The organism is Ruegeria sp. AL12 (genome assembly GCF_056540885.1).
Genome location: NZ_JBQFXN010000001.1, coordinates 1,381,410 through 1,398,375, shown reverse-complemented (window position 1 = coordinate 1,398,375; position 16,966 = coordinate 1,381,410). Strand labels below are relative to the sequence as shown.

General features: G+C 58.3%; 14 protein-coding genes. 10 read left to right on the top strand and 4 right to left on the bottom strand.

The genetic code is table 11. The annotated features are described in order from the left end of the window. The first annotated feature begins 331 nt into the window (after positions 1-331). The 4 genes from ACR0C6_RS07050 to rpoD all read left to right on the top strand — a co-directional run bounded on the left by ACR0C6_RS07050 (position 332) and on the right by rpoD (position 6,307). The gene (locus ACR0C6_RS07050; RefSeq protein WP_152457543.1) at positions 332-1,762 is read left to right on the top strand and encodes a Glu/Leu/Phe/Val family dehydrogenase; all 1,431 of its coding nucleotides are present in this window, start codon (positions 332-334) and stop codon (positions 1,760-1,762) included. 119 nt (positions 1,763-1,881) lie between these two features. Further along, the gene (locus tag ACR0C6_RS07045; RefSeq protein WP_152457544.1) at positions 1,882-2,178 is read left to right on the top strand and encodes a hypothetical protein; all 297 of its coding nucleotides are present in this window, start codon (positions 1,882-1,884) and stop codon (positions 2,176-2,178) included. Between the two features lie 80 nt (positions 2,179-2,258). Continuing rightward, positions 2,259-4,205: a DNA primase gene (dnaG, locus tag ACR0C6_RS07040; RefSeq protein WP_480444742.1), complete on the top strand. Its 1,947-nt coding sequence runs from the start codon at positions 2,259-2,261 to the stop codon at positions 4,203-4,205. Between the two features lie 113 nt (positions 4,206-4,318). After that, positions 4,319-6,307 (top strand): RNA polymerase sigma factor RpoD, encoded by a 1,989-nt coding sequence (rpoD, locus tag ACR0C6_RS07035; protein ID WP_171119526.1) that lies wholly within the window; start codon positions 4,319-4,321, stop codon positions 6,305-6,307. Positions 6,308-6,468: 161 nt separating this feature from the next. On the opposite strand, the gene ACR0C6_RS07030 is transcribed toward rpoD, so the two are convergent. Then, positions 6,469-7,509 (bottom strand): helix-turn-helix domain-containing protein, encoded by a 1,041-nt coding sequence (locus tag ACR0C6_RS07030; RefSeq protein ID WP_171639737.1) that lies wholly within the window; start codon positions 7,507-7,509, stop codon positions 6,469-6,471. A gap of 459 nt (positions 7,510-7,968) precedes the next feature. Between ACR0C6_RS07030 and ACR0C6_RS07025 the strand changes: the two genes are divergently transcribed. The 4 genes from ACR0C6_RS07025 (at position 7,969) to ribD (ending at position 10,496) form a co-directional block, all read left to right on the top strand. Then, positions 7,969-8,373 (top strand): hypothetical protein, encoded by a 405-nt coding sequence (locus tag ACR0C6_RS07025; RefSeq protein ID WP_152457548.1) that lies wholly within the window; start codon positions 7,969-7,971, stop codon positions 8,371-8,373. Positions 8,374-8,394: 21 nt separating this feature from the next. Beyond that, complete coding sequence (locus tag ACR0C6_RS07020) at positions 8,395-8,808, top strand: secondary thiamine-phosphate synthase enzyme YjbQ (RefSeq protein ID WP_480618722.1); 414 nt, start codon at positions 8,395-8,397, stop codon at positions 8,806-8,808. A gap of 120 nt (positions 8,809-8,928) precedes the next feature. Beyond that, positions 8,929-9,399 carry a transcriptional regulator NrdR gene (nrdR, locus tag ACR0C6_RS07015; RefSeq protein WP_117869416.1) on the top strand — a complete coding sequence of 157 codons (471 nt, stop codon included), beginning with the start codon at positions 8,929-8,931 and terminating at the stop codon, positions 9,397-9,399. Further along, positions 9,396-10,496: a bifunctional diaminohydroxyphosphoribosylaminopyrimidine deaminase/5-amino-6-(5-phosphoribosylamino)uracil reductase RibD gene (ribD, locus tag ACR0C6_RS07010; RefSeq protein WP_480618721.1), complete on the top strand. Its 1,101-nt coding sequence runs from the start codon at positions 9,396-9,398 to the stop codon at positions 10,494-10,496. The genes nrdR and ribD overlap by 4 nt, the downstream gene beginning before the upstream one ends. Before the next feature lie 2 nt (positions 10,497-10,498). Here the strand turns inward: ribD and ACR0C6_RS07005 are convergent, their stop codons facing one another. From ACR0C6_RS07005 to ACR0C6_RS06995, 3 genes are read right to left on the bottom strand one after another with little or no spacing between them, the layout of a single operon-like run. After that, a complete protein-coding gene (locus ACR0C6_RS07005) occupies positions 10,499-12,499 on the bottom strand; it encodes a capsular polysaccharide biosynthesis protein (RefSeq protein ID WP_480618720.1) in 2,001 nt (666 codons plus the stop codon). A 3-nt stretch (positions 12,500-12,502) separates the two neighbouring features. After that, positions 12,503-13,636, bottom strand: a complete 1,134-nt coding sequence (locus ACR0C6_RS07000) for a polysaccharide biosynthesis/export family protein (RefSeq protein WP_480618719.1) — start codon at positions 13,634-13,636, stop codon at positions 12,503-12,505. 53 nt (positions 13,637-13,689) lie between these two features. After that, positions 13,690-15,006, bottom strand: a complete 1,317-nt coding sequence (locus tag ACR0C6_RS06995; protein WP_480618718.1) for a capsule biosynthesis protein — start codon at positions 15,004-15,006, stop codon at positions 13,690-13,692. A gap of 150 nt (positions 15,007-15,156) precedes the next feature. On the opposite strand from ACR0C6_RS06995, the gene ACR0C6_RS06990 reads away from it, so the two are divergent. Further along, positions 15,157-15,744: a riboflavin synthase gene (locus ACR0C6_RS06990; protein WP_480444755.1), complete on the top strand. Its 588-nt coding sequence runs from the start codon at positions 15,157-15,159 to the stop codon at positions 15,742-15,744. A gap of 99 nt (positions 15,745-15,843) precedes the next feature. Beyond that, on the top strand, positions 15,844-16,965 hold the full coding sequence (gene ribB / locus ACR0C6_RS06985; RefSeq protein ID WP_170346543.1) for a 3,4-dihydroxy-2-butanone-4-phosphate synthase: 1,122 nt from the start codon (positions 15,844-15,846) through the stop codon (positions 16,963-16,965). Position 16,966: the final 1 nt, after the last annotated feature.

Sequence of the window (16,966 nt, the reverse complement as noted above, 5' to 3'; positions counted from 1 at the left end):
TCGCACATAGAAGTCGTGCGCCAAAGAAAGGAAATTCCGGTTAAATTTAATTTTCAAACGTGGCGTGAATTGGGCGAAAAAGGCTAGGTTTTGGCCTTTTTGCGCACTCAAGGGGTATAATTTTCACGTTTTCCCCTGGTCTGTCGATGAAATGAAGACAATCAGTTAAGCGATTGACTGGATTGGGCGACTCACCATCAGGCCCTCAAGTCTCTGTTAAGAAGGTGATTAAGAAGGTGATGAAAAAAAGTGCATTGTTTGATTGCAGCCAGACTTGAGTGGTGCGACAAAACGTCATGACGTTTCGTCATCCAGCGGTACGGAGGATTTTATGACCGGCATCCAAGAACCAAGCTTTCGCGAGAGTGTTGACCTGATGTTCAACAGGGCGGCCGCCCTGATGGAACTGCCGCCGGGGCTGGAGCAGAAAATCCGGGTTTGCAACGCGACCTATACAGTTCGGTTTGGTGTGCGTCTGCGCGGTGAGATCCATACGTTCACCGGGTACAGGTCTGTCCATTCCGAACATATGGAGCCGGTCAAAGGCGGCATTCGCTATGCCACTGCGGTGAACCAGGATGAGGTCGAAGCGCTGGCTGCGTTGATGACGTACAAATGCGCTCTTGTCGAAACGCCTTTTGGCGGATCGAAAGGCGGGCTTTGCATTGATCCCAGGAAATATGAAGAACACGAGCTGGAGCAAATCACGCGACGCTTTGCCTATGAACTTGCAAAGCGGGATCTGATCAACCCGTCGCAAAACGTTCCCGCGCCCGACATGGGAACGGGCGAACGCGAAATGGCCTGGATGGCCGACCAATACGCCCGGATGAACACCACCGACATCAATGCACGGGCCTGTGTGACCGGCAAGCCATTGAACGCAGGTGGTATCGCTGGGCGGGTCGAAGCCACCGGACGTGGCATTCAGTACGCTCTGCGCGAATTTTTCCGTCACCCCGAAGATGTCAGGGCGGCCGGCCTGTCGGGCAAGCTGGACGGCAAGCGTGTTGTGGTGCAGGGGCTCGGCAATGTGGGCTATCACGCTGCGAAGTTTCTGAGCGAGGAGGACGGTTCACGCGTTGTAGGTATCATCGAATGGGACGGAGCGCTGTATAACCCGGATGGTATCGACGTCGAAGCCGTCCGCCAGTGGATCGTCAAGCATGGCGGCGTCAAGGATTATCCGGACGCGACTCATTCAGCGGAAGGCACAAGCGTTCTGGAGGCTGAGTGTGATATTTTGATCCCGGCTGCCCTGGAGGGTGTCATCAACCTTTCCAACGCCGAACGGATCAAGGCTCCTTTGATCATCGAAGCAGCGAACGGCCCGGTCACCGCTGGCGCGGATGAGATTCTTCGCAAGAAAGGTACCGTTATCATCCCGGATATGTATGCCAACGCGGGTGGTGTGACGGTGTCTTATTTCGAATGGGTCAAGAACCTCAGCCACATTCGTTTCGGCCGGATGCAGCGTCGGCAGGAAGAGGCGCGACATGAACTGATCGTCAGCGAACTGGAGCGGCTGGACAGGTATCTGGGTGACGCGTGGTCGATGTCGCCGGACTTCAAGGCAAAATACCTCAAGGGTGCCGATGAGCTTGAACTGGTGCGCTCGGGCCTCGACGACACGATGCGTATCGCCTACCAGTCGATGCGTGAAGTGTGGCACAGCCGCGACGATGTCGAAGACCTGCGTACTGCGGCCTATATCGTGGCGATCGACCGCGTGGCCAAAAGCTATCGCGCCAAGGGGCTCTGAAGCAGACGGGTGGGGTGATCATTTCGCCCCGCCGGTACGCGCCGCGGCTTGAATGTCGATGGCGGCCCGTTAGTTTGACGGATAGTAGACACTCAGAGAAACGAATCCCGGAGACCTCCATGTTGCGTATAGCCATTGTCGCGGCTCTGCTGGCCACCCCTTTGGCCGCTCAGGAAACTAAGGAACAAAGCTGCAAATATCAGGCGGATGTGGTGGCAGCGATCCAGAAGGCGCGGCTGGACCGCGTGAAAGAACGCGATGTGGCGCAAGCCGTGGCTGATAGTGGCCCGACATGGCCCGAGAACTACAACGCCGCGATTCCGCTGATCACACCGTGGGTCTATGAACAAAAGATGCGCGACGTGCGCAAAAAGGATCTGGGCGCCGCTTGGCTTGAGCTGTGTTTGCAGCAATAATCCACAGCCCGGACATTTCCCTGTGGACAAACGCGCGCCATCCCCTTGGCGCGCGTTCCTGTTTCTGTCAGGTTTGACCCATGTCACTGCCCCCCGGATTTCTGGATGAACTGCGCACCCGCCTGAGCCTGTCTCAGGTCGTCGGGCGCAAGGTGATTTGGGATCAGCGCAAATCCAATCAAGGCAAAGGCGACATGTGGGCGCCTTGCCCGTTTCATCACGAAAAGACAGCCTCATTCCATGTCGATGATCAGAAGGGGTTTTATTACTGCTTCGGCTGTCACGCCAAGGGCGACGCGATCAGCTTTGTGAAAGAAACGGAAAATGTTTCGTTCATCGAAGCGGTGGAGATCCTCGCCCGCGAGGCTGGCATTCCGATGCCTGCGCGGGATCCGAAAGCACAGGAAAAGCAGGATCGCCGCAGTCAGCTTGCCGATGTGATGGAACAGGCGGTGCAGTTTTTCCGCTTGCAGCTGAAAACAGCGGCGGGGGCAGAGGCACGGGATTACCTGTCGCGCCGGGGTTTGGATCAAAGCGCGCTGGATCGGTGGGAGATCGGGTTTGCGCCGGACAGTTGGCAGGCGCTTTGGGATCACCTGCGCGGCAAGAGCATCCCAGAGGAGCTGATCCTTGGCGCCGGGCTGGCCAAGCCTTCAAACAAAGGCAAAAAACCCTATGACACATTCCGCAACCGGATCATGTTCCCGATCCGGGATCCGCGTGGGCGCTGCATTGCATTCGGTGGCCGCGCGATGGATCCGAATGACAACGCGAAATACCTGAACTCGCCCGAGACCGAGTTGTTCGACAAGGGGCGCAGCCTTTACAATCAAGGTCCAGCGCGGCAGGCGGCGGGCAAAGGGCAGCCGCTGATCGTGGCCGAAGGGTATATGGACGTGATCGCGCTGGCCGAGGCGGGTTTTGGCGCGTCGGTTGCGCCTTTGGGAACGGCCATTACTGAACATCAGTTGCAGCTGCTCTGGCGGATCGCGGATGAACCGGTCATTGCACTGGACGGGGATGCCGCGGGTCTGCGGGCGGCCATGCGGGCGGTTGATCTGGCACTGCCGCTGCTGGAGGCCGGAAAATCCCTGCGTTTTGCCTTGATGCCCGAAGGCAAGGACCCGGACGATCTGTTGCGCACCGAAGGCCCGGGCGCCGTTCAGGCCGTTCTGGAAGGGGCCATACCGATGGTCAAACTGCTGTGGCAGCGCGAGACCGAAGGAAAGGTATTCGACAGCCCGGAACGCAAGGCAGCACTGGACAAGGCGCTGCGGGACAAGATCAAACTGATCCGGGATCCCTCGATCCGCTTGCATTACGGTCAGGAAATCAAAGACCTGCGCTGGCAACTGTTCCGCCCGCGACGACAACCTCAAAACCGTCCCTGGCAACCGCGGGGAAAATGGCAGTCGCAGCCAACCGCGACGCCGGGCGCGCGCAGTTCGTTTCTGGCCTCTTCGGAAAACGCGGATATCCAGCTGCGTGAAGCCGCTATTCTGGCGATTTCGATTCTGAATCCCAAGGTTGTTGTCCAATTTGAGCAACAGTTGGAAGAAATGGAATGCCACAATCCTGACTACGCGGCCTTGCGCGATGCTGTTCTGCGCCACGCAATTGATGATCCGGACAACCTGAAAGACCACATTATCGCATCAATGGGGCCTGACGCCCTTGAAAACCTGCTGACCCTTCGCCATGTGGCAGTCATCCCCTGTGTGTCCAAGCCAGGCGACGTTGAAAAGGCCGAGATGACACTGGCCGAGGAACTCGCAAAGATCAAAGCGCTCCGGGGGTTGGATGCCGAGATTGCCGAAGCGGCAGAGGAACTGTCCGATCTGCCCGATGAGGCGCTGACATACCGGCTGGCGCAAGCCGCCGAAGAGCGCAACCGCACGAGTCGAAGTCAGAACGAGGATAGGGCCGTTTTCGACATTGCTGACAATGGGGCGCGAATCAATCGTGACGAGAAAGACGCGTTTGCGGCGATCATGTCTGGCATCAAATTCGAGCGGAAACGTCGATAAGTGGTGTTTTCGTAAGGCACTGGAAAAGAAAAACGGGTAAACGGGTGGCCGAATCACTTATACGCGCTAATGATTCGGCTGAGACGAATCACCCATCCCTGCAGGAGCATTGAATGGCCGCCAAGGATACGAACGAAGACCGCAAATCCGACGAGCAGGAACAGGAAATCTCGCTGGACATGAGCCAGGCGAACGTCAAGAAGATGATCGCCGAGGCTCGCGAGAAAGGTTACATTACCTACGACCAGCTCAATCAGGTGTTGCCGCCTGATCAGGTCAGTTCGGAACAGATCGAAGACGTAATGTCGATGCTGTCCGAGATGGGCATCAACATCATCGAAGATGAAGAGGCCGAAGAAGAAGAGAACAAAGGCTCGACCGAACTGGTTGCCGCGGAAAGCAACCGTGAGGTTGCACTGGCCGGTTCCGGCACTGAGAAGCTGGATCGCACCGACGACCCCGTGCGCATGTATCTGCGTGAGATGGGGTCGGTCGAACTGCTGAGCCGCGAGGGTGAGATCGCAATCGCCAAGCGGATCGAAGCCGGTCGCAACACGATGATTGCGGGCCTGTGTGAAAGCCCGCTGACCTTCCAGGCGATCACCATCTGGCATGACGAATTGTTGTCCGAAGACATTCTTCTGCGGGATGTCATTGATCTGGAAACCACGTTCGGCAACCAGTTGGACGAAGACGGTGACGTTGAAGAGCCGGTCGTCGATACCTCGGCCGTGCAGGCGAACAAGCCAGCCAAGGATACCGGCCCTGAGCTGGATGCGGATGGCAACCCGCTGAACAACGATGACGATGACGACGAAGACGATCAGGCCAACATGTCGCTGGCCGCGATGGAAGCGGCGCTGAAGGATCAGGTCCTGACCACGTTGGAGCGTATCTCGACCGACTTCTCGATGCTGTCTGAAATGCAGGACAGCCGGATTTCGGCCACGCTGAACGAAGACGGTACGTTCAGTGAAAAGGACGAAGAAACCTATCAGAAACTGCGGGCTGAGATCGTCGAGCTGGTGAATGGCCTTCACCTGCACAACAACCGGATCGAGGCGCTGATCGACCAGCTTTACGGTATCAACCGCCGCGTCATGTCTCTGGACAGCGCGATGGTCAAGCTGGCCGATCAGGCACGCATCAACCGCCGTGAGTTCATCGAAGCGTATCGGGGACGTGAGCTGGATCCGAACTGGCTGGCCGAGATGGCTGAAAAGCCGGGCCGGGGATGGCAGATGTTCATCGAACGCTCGACCGCGAAGGTCGAGGAACTGCGCAACGACATGGCTCAGGTCGGCCAGTATGTCGGTCTGGATATCTCGGAATTCCGCCGCATCGTGCAGCAGGTTCAGAAGGGCGAGAAAGAGGCGCGGCAGGCCAAGAAGGAAATGGTCGAAGCCAACCTGCGCCTGGTGATCTCGATCGCCAAAAAGTACACGAACCGTGGCCTGCAATTCCTTGATCTTATTCAGGAAGGCAACATCGGCCTGATGAAGGCGGTGGACAAGTTCGAATACCGTCGTGGCTACAAGTTCTCGACCTATGCGACCTGGTGGATCCGTCAGGCGATCACCCGCTCGATCGCGGATCAGGCCCGCACGATCCGTATTCCGGTTCATATGATCGAAACGATCAACAAGCTGGTGCGCACGGGCCGTCAGATGCTGCATGAAATCGGCCGCGAGCCGACGCCGGAAGAACTGGCCGAAAAGTTGCAGATGCCGCTCGAGAAAGTGCGCAAGGTGATGAAGATCGCCAAAGAGCCGATTTCTCTGGAAACACCAATTGGCGACGAGGAAGACAGCCAGCTGGGCGATTTCATCGAGGACAAGAATGCCGTGCTGCCCTTGGACAGCGCCATTCAGGAAAACCTCAAGGAAACCACCACAAGGGTTCTGGCCTCGCTCACCCCGCGCGAAGAACGGGTTCTGCGGATGCGTTTTGGCATCGGCATGAACACCGATCACACTTTGGAAGAAGTCGGCCAGCAGTTCAGCGTGACCCGCGAACGGATCCGTCAGATCGAGGCCAAGGCGCTGCGGAAGCTGAAGCATCCCAGCCGTTCACGAAAACTCCGGTCTTTCCTGGATCAATAAGAACAAAGATCTATCAGAACAAAGGCGCCCCGTCAGAGGCGCCTTTGTTCGTTCACATTGGCTGGTTCTCGCATCACGTTGGCGCGAATGCACAAGGCCGGGGCGGTGTGCCTTTCTATATCGGTCTTGTCCACTCATGGGACAGGCCGGGGCGAGGCTTTTCAGGCTGATGACCCCCGGCCAGCTGGCCGAATGGGATGTTCCACTCGGGTCTTGAAGGCGCTGGGCGGCTGACCTGTCCACCGTTTGAAGGCCGTAGAAAAAGCTGCCTGATCGGCATACCCCAGCGCATATGAGATTTCAGACAGAGTCATGCCATTTGTGATGAAAGTCTGGGCCAGATCACATCTTAGATCGTCCACAATATCGCGATAGCTTGTGCCTTCTTCCTTGAGACGTCGACTGAAGGTTCTGAGGCTCATCCCCAGATCAGCCGCCGCATCTTCGGCTTGCAGGATTGCGCCGGGCAGGGATCGGGTGATCAGACCTTCGACACGGGCGCGGGTCTGGTGCTTGGGAAGTGGTTTTTCGGCCAGCAGACGTTCACCGTATTCCAGCAAATGCTCCCGCAGCTTGGGATCATAGGTCGGCACTTTCAATTCCAGCGCAGATAGCGGCAGAATGATCTCAATCTTTTCAGCGCTGAAAACCACCGGGCAGCCCGCCAGCTTTTCGTAGGTTTTGGCGTGGCTTCCAACTTTGTGCTGAAAGCGCATCTCGATCGGGTGCAACTTCACCTGCGTGAGGTTTCTCATCCTGGCCAGCGCAGCGAACAACAGGAATTCCGTGCGCCGATGATAGCGGGCAAAGCTGGCGTCTTTCCAATCGGCCTCAAGGGCCGCGAAGTTACCGGCAACACGGAAGCTGAGCCCGATGGCCGGATCGATGATGCCGTGAAAACGGGACAGGTTTTCCATCACCTGCCTCAAATCGCGTGAGTATTTACTGATATACCCTGTTACGGTCGAAGCCGATGTGACCTCGAGCCCGGTGCGCGCCGCAAATGTGATGTCACCAACGGCGTCACAGGCGTGCCGGATGAACAGGGCCTCTTTGTGTGCGCTGTAGACTGCGGCAGGGGGCGCGATATCCTGCTGACGCAGCCCAGCCTGTTTCAATACCCGCTGGGATACTTTGCTGTTGCCGGCGTGGCGATCCAGTGCCTGGATCAAAAAATGTAGTCGGTCGATATCTACATCCATCGTGGTACAACACCTTACGTTCTCAAATACACTAACAGTTTATCAGGGAAATCCCTTTGTTGACTTTGGCTTTTGGCAGAAAGGATTTTGCACTTGAGTACTACTTGTTGGCAAGTTCTCGAAAGGTTTTGACCGGAACACGCATGAAGTGTAGCGCGCGGCTGTCCAAATCAGCTTTGTTGCCGGGTCGGGACCTTTATGGGGATGAGGTCAGAGCCTCGGAGAAATCACCAATCTCTGCTCAGGGCTCCCCGGCACGCTCTTTTTCCCGCAGGTGACGCGTTGGTCTGCGACACCGGGCTTGGGCCTGCTGATCCGCTGTCAAGGCTGACTCACACCGGATCACGCTATGTACCTGGCGGGCTGAATTGATCGTGAGGTACCCTGTGAACGCGGTGAAGTTCGACTAACCTATTTGGGGATCGCTATTTGAAACAAGCAATCAGGGAAGAAGTTACCATGAAACAGTCATACACTTTCGCCGCGTTGGCAGCCTTGGCCTTCAGTGTTCCATTGACAGCAGATGCTGCACGGAACGGATTTCGAACGGAACCCATAAACGCCACTGATTTTGAGGTCATCCCCCGCGGCGACATGCGTACCGAAGGCTATTGGTGCGCGGCCGCAGATTATGCGCGCCGAACCTTGGGATTGGGTTGGACGGACCGGATTTACGTGCTGCGGGGGTACGGGCCCAGTGTCACAACCGGTCGCAGAACAGCGGTTCAGTTTTCGATCAAGCAACCTCAAACGGTTGATGTGCAACCCAGCAGCTTTGTCTCGTTCGGGTTTCAGCCTGGCAACAGTGAATCTGTACAAGGTGCGAATGCACGGTGTAATTATCGACCGTTCTTCAACGACTGACAAACGCGCAGGATAGACACGATGCAGACCGAGTTCGTTTTGCACACCCAAGGACCGGGGCTGTACGAATTCACGTCCGACGTTCTGCAATGGCTTGAACGGGTGGCGAAAGATGGGGTCTTGACCCTTTTCGTTCGCCACACTTCCTGCTCATTGCTGATTCAGGAAAACGCGGACCCCGAAGTTCAAAAAGATCTTCAGGCGTTCTTCGAACGGCTGGTTCCACCGTCAGACAACCCTGCCATGTCGTATCTGCGGCACACCTATGAAGGCCCGGACGATATGCCTGCGCATATCAAGGCCGCGCTCTTGCCGGTTTCGTTGACGATCCCGGTGTCGCAGGGACGACCTGTTCTGGGAACATGGCAAGGGATTTACCTGTTTGAACACCGCACTGCGCCGCATCAAAGGAAGGTTGCGGCGTATCTGGCCTGACCCACTATTTAGCGGTTTGAATTTCCGACTACCCAAACTCTAGCGGCTGCCCTATAGTTGTGGATAAGTAAGCCGCAGCGCTTACAAAAAGAGGCCGAACATGGGACGAGGAGACGGCGGATGCGCTGCCCGTTTTGCGGAAATATCGACACTCAGGTGAAAGATTCACGCCCGGCAGAGGACCACGTGGCAATCCGCCGACGCCGGTTCTGTCCGGCCTGTGGCGGACGGTTCACGACCTACGAACGTGTGCAACTGCGTGATCTGGTTGTCATAAAAACCAATGGAAAACGCGAAGATTTCGATCGCGACAAGCTGGAGCGTTCGATCCGCATCTCGATGCAGAAACGCCCCGTTGATCCCGAACGGATCGATCAGATGATTTCGGGCATCGTGCGCCGTCTGGAAAGCATGGGCGACACGGATATCCCGTCCAACAAGATCGGTGAGATCGTTATGGAAGCTCTGGCGCGGATCGACACTGTCGCCTATGTTCGCTTTGCGAGTGTGTACAAGAATTTCCAGGCGGCCGATGATTTCGAGGAGTTCGTCCACGAACTGCGCCCGCCGCAGCCTTCGACTGACGAGTGAACGAAACAGATAAGCGATTCATGGCGCTTGCCCTGTCTTTGGGGCGGCGCGGTCAGGGGACGTGCTGGCCGAACCCCGCTGTGGGGTGTGTCATCGTTCGTGATGACCGGATCATTGGGCGGGGCTGGACACAGCCGAGTGGCCGCCCTCATGCCGAGACCGAAGCCTTGGCTCAGGCCGGGCAGGGTGCGCGTGGTGCGACCGCCTATGTAACGCTGGAACCCTGTGCCCATCACGGCAAAACACCACCCTGCGCCGAGGCCTTGATTGCGGCAGGTGTATCCCGCGTTGTGGCCGCTGTCGAAGACAGCGATCCGCGCGTGGCCGGGCAGGGTTTTGCCATGTTGCGCGAGGCGGGGATTGACGTTGTAACTGGCGTTCTTGCGCAACAGGCAGAACGGGATCTGGAAGGCTTTTTCCTCAAGACTGAACAAGGCCGGCCTTTTGTGACGCTGAAGATGGCCAGCAGTTTTGACGGGCGTATCGCAACCTCGACAGGGCACAGTCAATGGATCACCGGACCGCAGGCACGTCGTGTGGTCCATGCCATGCGCGCACGTCACGATGCGGTTATGGTCGGGGCAGGGACGGCGCGCACCGACGACCCCTCGCTGACCGTTCGGGATCTTGGCGTTGAGCATCAACCCGTCCGCGTCGTGGTGTCCCGCCATATGGATATTCCTCTGATGGGCCAGCTGGCGCGCTCGGCCTCAAAGATACCTGTCTGGCTCTGCCATGCGCATCACCCGGATGCCGAACGTGCACAGGCGTGGGAGGGATTGGGGGCAAAGCTGATCCCCTGTGCGTTGAAAGATCATCATATCGATGCGGTGGATCTGCTTCAGCAACTGGGTCAGGCCGGTTTGACCAGTGTCTTCTGCGAAGGCGGTGCCGCGCTTGCGGCCTCGCTGTTGGCCGAAGATCTGGTGGATGAGCTGATCGGGTTCACTGCCGGCTTAACCATCGGGGCCGAGGGCCTGGCCGCGGTCGGGACACTAGGTCTGGAAACGCTGGAGGCCGCCCCCAGGTTCGAATTGATCGAGACGCAGGCGGTCGGCGGGGATGTATTGCACCGTTGGCGCAGAGCGTCGGAATGACGTCAACGCCAAAGATGAGCGTGCGTTGCGAACGCGCCCTGAAGCTTTGACAGAAACCGGTTGAACGGACCGGACGGTGCCGAATACCCCAGCGCCAAGCGTTCAACGGCCACTTCGACAGGGCAGGGTTGTCTGGTGATCGGATCGAAATAGCGTGGATAGTCAATCAAGGTGGCGTGCACCAAACCCATCAGCGACGGTCGTGCACCTCGCCTGACGGGGACGGCATCCAGATCGGTGGTCAGGCCCCATCCCGCATAGAAGGGCGCGCCCAGAGTCGTGACCTTCACCCCGCGCAACAATGCCTCGAACCCCAATAGCGATGTCATCGTCCAAACCTCGTCGACCTGCGTCAGCAAAGAGGCGGGGTCAGTCCGGGTCACGACAAGGTCCGCAAGTGACTCTGCGTCTATCTGGCCATCCCGCAACCCGGCTTCGACATCAGGGTGCGGTTTGTAGATCAGGATTGCATCGGGGTTGGCTTCGCGCGCTGTTTGCAGCAGGTCCAGATTGCTGCGCACCGTGTTGGTGCCCAGCAGGATCGAGGCGTCATCTTCAACCTGTCCGGGCACCAGAATTCGGTGCCCATGGGGCAGAACCGGCGCGGATTGGCCCGTGTTGTATTTGCTCAAACCATCGGCCAGCAATCTCTCAACAAGCCGTTCAGCGCGCAATTCCTGATCCGGGCGCAATGTTGCGCGCTCGCTGATCAGGTTTTCCAACTGGCTGGGCTTTGTGGGGTCATAGTAGATACCGATTTCGTCGGTTACCAGGGATAGGGGCGGAACAAGCGCCGCCCCCAGTCCGCGGGAACGCAAAAAGCCGTCTTCCACACGAACGGCCCCTTCGCTGTCGCGCGCCTGACTGGCCCAGACCATGTGCGGGCGATCCGAGGCATCAGGCTGTGTGGCCGTAAAGCGCAACTTGCCATGCCGCCCGAAAATCTGTTGCATGTGCCTGCGTTTCCACAGACGCATACCGGCAGCCGTCCAACCGAGCCTGTCCTGCCGCCATGCGCGGGTCTGCGCCTCCAAAATGTCCAGAACCGTTTCCAGTTCGCAGAGCTGATCGCGAAAGGGGTCGTACCAGGTCGGGTAAAGCAGCATCGCGGCCGCGAACAGTTGCGCGCGGGTCAGGTTGCGCTGACGGCGCTGGACTGGGAATTCATCCTGCGTCAGGCCCCACCCGGCATAGAACGGCTGACCGAAAACGCGCGGTTTGTGACCGGCCAGAATAGCTTCAAAGCCCAGTTGCGAGGAAACGGTATAAACCGCAACGGCGCCTTCAAGCAGGGGCCAGGGGCTGATCGGTTTGTCAAACCACGTGACCCGGTCTGACAGGTCCTGATCGGTGAAATGCCCCCGACGATGACCTGCCATCGTTTCTGGATGTGTCTTGATCAGAATGCGCGCGCCTGGGTTTTCCTCCTGCGCGACCACGAGCATTTCAAGAAAACGGGCACGATCGGCGCCGCTTGCCGTGACGGCGGCATCGCCAACCGTCTGATCGATGACCAGTACATAACCGGGGTCAGGTGCGGCAAGATCGGGGTCAAACGCGGAATACTTGCTGAGGTGCAATTCCCTGACCCGCTCCATCGCCGCGCGTGCGCGGTTCAGCAGCGCGGTGTCGTCCAAGGGATCAGTGTTCAGCAGCTTCTCAAGGTCGGAAGGTTCTGCCACATCGAATTGCGGGCCTGAACGGTCCAGCAAAAGACCCAAGGGCGGTTCACCGGCGCGCCCCAGGTGCAGAGACCTGAGAAAGGCATCCTCGACCCGCAGAACGGGTGCACGGTGTTTTTCGGCGATGCGCAGGCCCCGATACGCGGTCGGGCTGTTGCCCCATATGCCCACGCAATCGCCATCCTTGGGAAGACCCAGACGAATGTCATATCCGGCAAGCGTCAGAATCCGTCTCAGGCGTTTTTGCGTAAGAAACCCGCCGTTGTAGACGAACAGCCGGGTGCGCTCGGCCCCGGCTGCGCTGTCCGGATCGGGTACCATGCATCAGTTGCCGGTCAGCGTGGCGACGTTTGCGACGGGGGTCAGACCACCAGCGATCAGCGAGATCGATTTGCTCCACTGTGCATAGGGTGCTTCGGTCACATAAATCGTATCATCGTCGCGGATCACGAAATCCCGCGCGATGAACAGGCCGTTGGGGGCCGTCAGGTTCAGCAGGTAGATCATGCGTTGATCCCCCTTTAGGTCGGCGCGTCCAGTGATGTTGCGCGCGATGTTCTGACGCTCTTTTCGCAGGATGAAAATTCCGGTTGGATCAGAAGACAGTGTTAGCAAACCACCGACCTGAGCCAGTGCTTCCAAGGCGGTAAGGTCCTGACTGTCAAAGGCCACACGAGACTGACCCCCGGTCGCGCCGAGAGCTATGTATGATCTGCTGTCTTCTTCCACCAAAATGCGGTCGCCGCCCCGCAAAGCGACGTCCAGTTTCGGGTTGCGGAACAGATCTTCGTACCAGACGGTGCCCTTTTGATCCCCTCGGATCAGCGTCACCAGTGCGATATCCGACGCTACTGAGACCCCGCCCGCCTTGGACAGCATGCCAAGCAGGGAACGGGTTGGGCGTTCGATCGGATAGATGCCGGGGGTTGCGACTGTACCCGTCAGCGAGACGGTGGAACCGTCACCCGCAACACGCCGGACTTCGATCTGTGGGTCGGGTGTCTGTTCCCGCAGCTTGTTCGTGATCAACACGCGAAGCTGTTCGGGCGTGTTGCCCGCGGCCCGAATCCGACCCGCATAGGGGACGAAAATGAAACCGTCGCTGTCGACCTGAACTTCGTCCAGAATGGTCGCCGCACCGGTTTCGCCGGACAGCAACCCGTCGTCCACGTTTTCCCATATGGTCAGGCCCAGCACGTCACCGGGGCGGACAGTGTCGGCGGTCAAGGCCTGGGCGCTGCTGAACGAGGACGAAAAGCCGAACTGAGGCACGGCGGATGTAAGGCGTGTCACGCGGTCATCGACTTCGACGACAAACGCGTTGCCGCCATTCTGGACTGCGCCCGCCAGAATTTCGGTCTTGTTCGGCCCGGATTTCGGAAGTTGGCAGGCCGCCATCAAGCCGATTGCGGCTACAAGGGAAACCCCTCGCATCCATCGCTTAGGAGAGAATTGCACTGCCGGATATCCTCAGTCTTTTGTTGTTGCGGGAAGATTAGCCGGGAAGCAGCTCAACTTCCAGTCACAGTGCGCCCGAATTGCTTGACGATTTTCAACTGTGGCGTCGGTGCCTCGTTCTTGTTCAGAAGGGCCTGATAAGGGTCACTGCTGCTGAGCATCATGTCCACGGCGCGGCGCAGCAACTGCCGCCTGCCGCGCCGGGAATAAAACCCGCCCGGAACCTGGCTGGTTTCCAGCAGGAATTGCCGGTAACAGCGATAGGCGTCGACATCCGGCGCGTTTGGTTCAGCAAAAAAAGCAGCGATCGACTGCTGTGATACGAAGTCGGTCTTGTCATAAACCGAACGTCCGAAAATACGCAGCGGAATACCCCGCCACAAGACCTGCTGCCCCGCAGTAGAATTCACGGTGACGGCCGAGTTTGCCTCATCCAGCAAACCTGCCAGTTTTCCGCCGGGGACATAGTGAACACGGTTCTGCACCCCGTGTTTTCTGGCAATCTCCATGGCGCGCAGGTGCAATGGTTCACGGTGGTTTTCCAAAGGGTGCTCTTTAACGACCAGCCTGTGATGCGCCGGTGCGCCTTGCGCGAATCCTGCGATGACCAGTTCCAGAAAATCGGACATGCAAGAGAATTCGGAATGGGCCTGAACCGAACTGTCATGCCCCAGTTGCAGCAACACGAGGTGATAGGGGAAGCCCCCCCATCTGACGCGCGCCGTGGCAATGCTGCGTTGCAGGCGATGAACAGGCATCAGCATCAGGCGTTTGAAATACAACCGGAATTCCTGTGAAACCGACAGATCACGATGAGGCCGGAAATTGCGGTATCCCTTGTTCAGGAACATGACGAACCAATGATAGAGGGCACCGTAGAATATGTGTTGCCGCATATCCCCCCAATGCGACGGTGGCGGGGGCGATTTGCTGTCCGAGCGGGCCAGAGCCTGCCGCATCTGGTCGACATCCAGTGACATCAGGCGCGAATGCCCGTTTGACCCGTCCCGCTCGTACGTAACCCACCAGGGCCGCAGGTAGCCTTCTTCGAAAACATGAATTGTCAGCCCTTGAGACTTTGCAATCTCAACTGCGCGGGCGTGGACCGGTCTCGTGTCGCCATAAAGAACGATATCCGTGACGCCCTTGTCGGCAATCAACCTGTTCAATGTCTCGGGCCAATCGCCGGGCGTGTTCCGGAATGCGATGAAACTTGCCTTGTCGAACCAGAACGCCTGATCCCCCGCATTGAACCCAACCCGCCAGACCTGTGCCCCCGTGGCGCGCAACATCCGCCCGAGTGTCGAGAAAAACGGTCCGTGAGGTCCCTGAAGAAACAGGAAGACCCGTTTGTCTGAGCCTGAAGGCATGTGCGGCATCTGGACTGCTCTTTTGGTTTTTGTTGCGGAAACTATGCCCGTTTGGGCCTTGTACGGCAAGGCGGGGCTTGCCCGCGCGGCCCATTGGGCTTACCTCGACGGTGAATAGCAGGCACAGGTTAGGAACAGAGGGTTAACGGAATGTTCACAGGGATCGTCACCGACATCGGCACCGTCACCGAGCTGGAACAGCAGGGGGATCTGCGCGCCCGGATCAAGACGACCTATGACACGGCCGGTATAGATATCGGAGCCTCGATTGCCAGTGATGGTGTGTGCCTGACGGTGATCGCGCTGGGCGACGATTGGTATGACGTTCAGATCAGCGCCGAGACGGTTTCGAAGACCAATCTTGATACCTGGGCCGTCGGCAAACGCGTCAATCTGGAGCGAGCGCTGAAAGTCGGTGATGAACTGGGCGGTCACATCGTTTCGGGTCATGTGGATGGCGTGGCCGACGTGGTCGCGGTCGAAGATGAAGGCGACAGTACACGTGTCACCTTGCTTGCACCGAAGGAACTGGCGCGGTTCATAGCGCCCAAAGGGTCGGTTGCGCTGAACGGGACATCGCTGACGGTCAATGACGTGAATGATTGCGAGTTCGGCATCAATTTCATCCCTCACACCAAGGAAGTCACGACCTGGGGCGATGTCGGTGTGGGCGATCGCGTCAATCTTGAGATCGATACGCTGGCCCGGTACGTCGCGCGCCTGTCCGAGATGTCCTGATACGTCGCGTCGGAAAACCCCTGCGCCGTTTGTGGACTGGTCTTTGCGCCCTCAGTGGTCTATTCCGCCGAGCAAACCCGCCATGTGAAAGGCTGCCCCATGAGCTTTGAAACCCCCGGACCGGTCGAGGCCCAGTTGCGTGACGCGATCAGCCCGATCGAAGAAATCATCGAAGAGGCGCGCGCCGGCCGGATGTACATTCTGGTCGATCACGAAGATCGCGAGAACGAAGGCGATCTGGTGATCCCGGCCGAGTTTGCGGATGCCGAGGCGATCAACTTCATGGCCACCCACGGGCGCGGTCTGATCTGTTTGCCGATGACGGCGGAACGGATAGATGCGCTGGGCCTGCCGATGATGGCCGTGAACAACTCGTCCCGGCACGAGACGGCCTTTACGGTTTCGATTGAGGCGCGCGAAGGTGTCAGCACCGGGATTTCAGCCGCCGACCGGGCGCTGACCGTGGCGACCGCAATCAACGAACAGAACACGATGGCGCATATCGCCACCCCGGGCCATGTCTTCCCGTTGCGGGCAAAGCGGGGCGGGGTGCTGGTGCGCGCAGGCCATACCGAGGCCGCCGTGGATATCTCGCGTCTTGCCGGGCTGAACCCGTCAGGCGTGATCTGCGAGATCATGAATGAAGACGGAACCATGGCGCGCCTGCCGGATCTGGTCGAGTTCGCCAAAAAGCACGACATGAAAATCGGCACGATCAGCGATCTGATCAGCTATCGGGCGCGCAATGACAATCTGGTTGTCGAGACTTCTCGTCAAACAGTCACCTCGGAATACGGCGGTGAGTGGGAAATGCGGATTTTCACCGATCAGACCCACGGCATTGAACATGTTGTCATGATCAAAGGTGACATCACCACGCCCGAGCCCGTTCTGACGCGCACGCACGCCCTGCACGAAGCGCCGGATATCCTGGGGCTTGGTCCGAAATCATCCCGCGAGCTGCCGCGCGCAATGGAAAAGATCGCCGAAGAGGGCCGCGGTGTGGTCTGCCTGTTCCGCCAGCCGCGCAACTCGTTGTATGCGGTCGAGGATGAAGGCCCGCGCACGATCAAGCAAACCGGTCTGGGGGCGCAGATCCTGTCCAAGATGGGGATTCAGGAACTGGTGCTTCTGACCGACTCTCCTGAAACGGTGTATCTTGGGCTGGACGCGTTTGGCCTGTCCATCGTCGGCACCCGCTCGATTCTGAAGGAAGACTGAA

Bases quoted from the DNA above. Each gene is read 5' to 3' on its own strand.
- ACR0C6_RS07050 (WP_152457543.1), top strand. From the start codon at position 332: ATGACCGGCATCCAAGAACCAAGCTTTCGCGAGAGTGTTGACCTGATG.
- ACR0C6_RS07045 (WP_152457544.1), top strand. From the start codon at position 1,882: ATGTTGCGTATAGCCATTGTCGCGGCTCTGCTGGCCACCCCTTTGGCC.
- dnaG (WP_480444742.1), top strand. From the start codon at position 2,259: ATGTCACTGCCCCCCGGATTTCTGGATGAACTGCGCACCCGCCTGAGC.
- rpoD (WP_171119526.1), top strand. From the start codon at position 4,319: ATGGCCGCCAAGGATACGAACGAAGACCGCAAATCCGACGAGCAGGAA.
- ACR0C6_RS07030 (WP_171639737.1), bottom strand. From the start codon at position 7,509: ATGGATGTAGATATCGACCGACTACATTTTTTGATCCAGGCACTGGAT.
- ACR0C6_RS07025 (WP_152457548.1), top strand. From the start codon at position 7,969: ATGAAACAGTCATACACTTTCGCCGCGTTGGCAGCCTTGGCCTTCAGT.
- ACR0C6_RS07020 (WP_480618722.1), top strand. From the start codon at position 8,395: ATGCAGACCGAGTTCGTTTTGCACACCCAAGGACCGGGGCTGTACGAA.
- nrdR (WP_117869416.1), top strand. From the start codon at position 8,929: ATGCGCTGCCCGTTTTGCGGAAATATCGACACTCAGGTGAAAGATTCA.
- ACR0C6_RS07005 (WP_480618720.1), bottom strand. From the start codon at position 12,499: ATGGTACCCGATCCGGACAGCGCAGCCGGGGCCGAGCGCACCCGGCTG.
- ACR0C6_RS06995 (WP_480618718.1), bottom strand. From the start codon at position 15,006: ATGCCTTCAGGCTCAGACAAACGGGTCTTCCTGTTTCTTCAGGGACCT.
- ACR0C6_RS06990 (WP_480444755.1), top strand. From the start codon at position 15,157: ATGTTCACAGGGATCGTCACCGACATCGGCACCGTCACCGAGCTGGAA.
- ribB (WP_170346543.1), top strand. From the start codon at position 15,844: ATGAGCTTTGAAACCCCCGGACCGGTCGAGGCCCAGTTGCGTGACGCG.